This window comes from Actinomadura logoneensis, assembly GCF_003428695.1.
Lineage (GTDB): Bacteria > Actinomycetota > Actinomycetes > Streptosporangiales > Streptosporangiaceae > Spirillospora > Spirillospora logoneensis.
In genome coordinates this window covers 1-2,205 of record NZ_QURH01000617.1, presented here as the reverse complement: position 1 = coordinate 2,205, position 2,205 = coordinate 1, and the positions used below count along the sequence as shown (strand labels likewise).

4 protein-coding genes are annotated in these 2,205 nt (G+C 71.5%); 1 reads left to right on the top strand and 3 read right to left on the bottom strand.

All coding sequences use genetic code 11. The features are described 5' to 3' along the window. Window positions 1–75 precede the first annotated feature (75 nt). The 3 genes from DZF91_RS24740 to DZF91_RS42235 form a co-directional block, all read right to left on the bottom strand. Complete coding sequence (locus DZF91_RS24740; RefSeq protein WP_117359662.1) at window positions 76–504, bottom strand: DUF2871 domain-containing protein; 429 nt, start codon at window positions 502–504, stop codon at window positions 76–78. Window positions 505–597: 93 nt separating this feature from the next. Next, the gene (locus tag DZF91_RS42240) at window positions 598–1,020 is read right to left on the bottom strand and encodes a DUF4267 domain-containing protein (RefSeq protein ID WP_117359661.1); all 423 of its coding nucleotides are present in this window, start codon (window positions 1,018–1,020) and stop codon (window positions 598–600) included. Between the two features lie 33 nt (window positions 1,021–1,053). After that, a complete protein-coding gene (locus DZF91_RS42235) occupies window positions 1,054–1,713 on the bottom strand; it encodes a hemerythrin domain-containing protein (protein WP_117359660.1) in 660 nt (219 codons plus the stop codon). Window positions 1,714–1,828: 115 nt separating this feature from the next. Between DZF91_RS42235 and DZF91_RS24725 the strand changes: the two genes are divergently transcribed. Next, a partial coding sequence (locus DZF91_RS24725; RefSeq protein ID WP_199486860.1) for an AfsR/SARP family transcriptional regulator occupies window positions 1,829–2,205 on the top strand: 377 nt, incomplete at its 3' end.

Below are 2,205 nucleotides of genomic sequence, written 5' to 3'. Positions count from 1 at the left end.
CAGTTCTTCGGTCTCCACAAACCGAGCCTGAACACCCTCGCCCTGTCCCAGGGGACAGACTTCGGAACTACTCGTCTAGGCCGGCGTCGAGGCGGCCGTGTCGGCCTTGGTGAGGCATCTGCCCAGGTTGACGAAGAAGAAGATCAGCCCGACGGTCAGCGTGATGTGGCCGACTCCCGCGAGGGCGGTCGCCGCTCCCGGGGTGTGCTGGCCGAGGACCGTCTGCGTGCCGCGGACGGTCATGACCGCGACGGTGAGGGCGAGGCCGGCGTTGTAGGTCCAGAAGAAGGCGTTGAAGAGCCGGCCCGCCGTCAGCGTGAACAGCTTCTCCAGGGCCAGGACGACCAGGAAGAAGAGCATGCCGAGGGCGAGCACGTGGGTGTGGACGAGCCCCAGCTGGGAGTCGCCGGTGAAGTCGTTCAGCTTGGTGATCTCGCGGTAGTAGAGGCCGCCGACCAGCCCGATGATCATGTAGGTGTGGGCGGCGTAGTAGAGCTTCTTCACAAGGAGTCCTCGGGTTTCCGGCCGGGGCACGACCCGGTCGGCGGGTGGTCGGGGTGAGCTGCTGGAAAACGCGGGTTACCGAAGCAGCCGAATTCAGTGCGTGGTCGAGAGCGTTCCGGCGGTCTCGCTCGTTCCGCGGGTCTCGCGGAGGAGCAGCAGGCCCGTGACCGCGATCAGCGCCGAGGTCAGGCCGTGGATGCCGAACGCGGCGGCCGGGGAGCCGTGGTGGGCCAGGACGGTGACCATGTCGCCGAACGGCGCGGCGGCGACCATCAGGACGACCCAGCCCAGGGAGCGGCGGCGGCCCGTCACCAGCAGGACGCCCATGCCCAGGCCCATCGCGAGTTCGCGGTTGCCCTTGACGTTGAGGAAGCCGCCGCCGTCGCCGGCGGGCCGGCCCGGCAGGCCGAAGCCCGCGGCGGACGTCTCGGGGGTCAGGAGGAAGGACGCCGCGAGGTAGAAGGTGAACAGGACCACGACGGTGGCCAGGACGGTGTTGAGGGTCTTCAGCGACATGGTTCTTCTCCTTGGAGGGCGGTCAGGCGACGGTCAGGCGGAGCGGGGCAGGGTCCGGCCGCGGACGCGGCGGACGTGGCGGGCGTAGCGGGGGCGGCCGATGACGTGCCAGACGACGCGGACCGGCGCGGGAAGGGCACCGAGCACGACAGCGCGTTCGGCCGTGTCGGTGTCCTCCAGCACCGCGCCGAACAGCGTGAGCAGCGTCGGCTTGGGGGTGTTGCGCACCAGGTGGTCGCCCAGGGACGCCCACTCCCGTTCGGTGATGTGCTTCGCCGCGAGCGGGAGGAGGGTGGCCTCTTCGTCGTCGAGGTGTTCCACCAGGACCGCGCGGTGCTCGGCGAGGGCGGCCACGAGGGTGTCGCGCTCGTCGGCGCCCGCCGTGGCCTCCCAGGCGGGGACGGCGGCGTCCAGCCTGGTCAGGGTGGCCGCGAGGTGGTCGTGCTGGGCCTGCATGCGCAGGACGGTGTCGGCCTCCAGGTCCACTCGGGAGAGCAGCGGCGGCCACAGGAGCTCGTCCTCGCCCTCGTGGTGGTTGTGCAGGCCGGTCCGGTAGACGCGGTAGTGGTCGGCGATCACCTTGGCGCGGGCGGTGTCCCCCGGGGCGACGGCCGCGACGAGCTGCACCAGCAGCCGCGACTCGCGGCGGAGCACGCGGTGGACGATCTTCATGTCCTCGGTGTTGACGCTCATCTGTTCCCGCCTCCGTGGTTCATACCTGGTCGGTCGTGATGTGTCCAGGCTGCTCCCGGGTGTTTGGAGCCGACTTGGAGCCGACTTGGAGCGGTTTCCGTACGATGTGCGGATCATGGTCTTCCTCCGGGTGCTGGGCGCGTTCGCCGTCGAGGTCGACGGCGCGGCCGTCCCCCTCGGCGGGCCGCGGCAGCGGGGCGTGCTGGCGCTGCTGGTGGCGGCGCGCGGGCAGGTCGTTCCGGTCGACCGGATGATCGAGGACCTGTGGCGCGGGGAGCCGCCGTCGCGGGCGCTGACGTCCCTGCAGGCGTACGTGTCCAACCTGCGCCGGCTGCTGGAGCCGGGGCGTCCGCCGCGCGCCCCCGCCCGGCTGCTGGTGAGCGCGCCACCCGGGTACGCGCTGCGGCTGCCGCCGGAGTCGGTGGACGCGTGGCGGTTCGAGGAACTGCTCGACCGGGCCCGCGCGGTCACCGATCCGCGCGCCGCGCGGGC

Coding starts and splice junctions, on each gene's coding strand:
- DZF91_RS42240 (WP_117359661.1), bottom strand. CDS start 1,020: ATGTCGCTGAAGACCCTCAACACCGTCCTGGCCACCGTCGTGGTCCTG.
- DZF91_RS42235 (WP_117359660.1), bottom strand. CDS start 1,713: ATGAGCGTCAACACCGAGGACATGAAGATCGTCCACCGCGTGCTCCGC.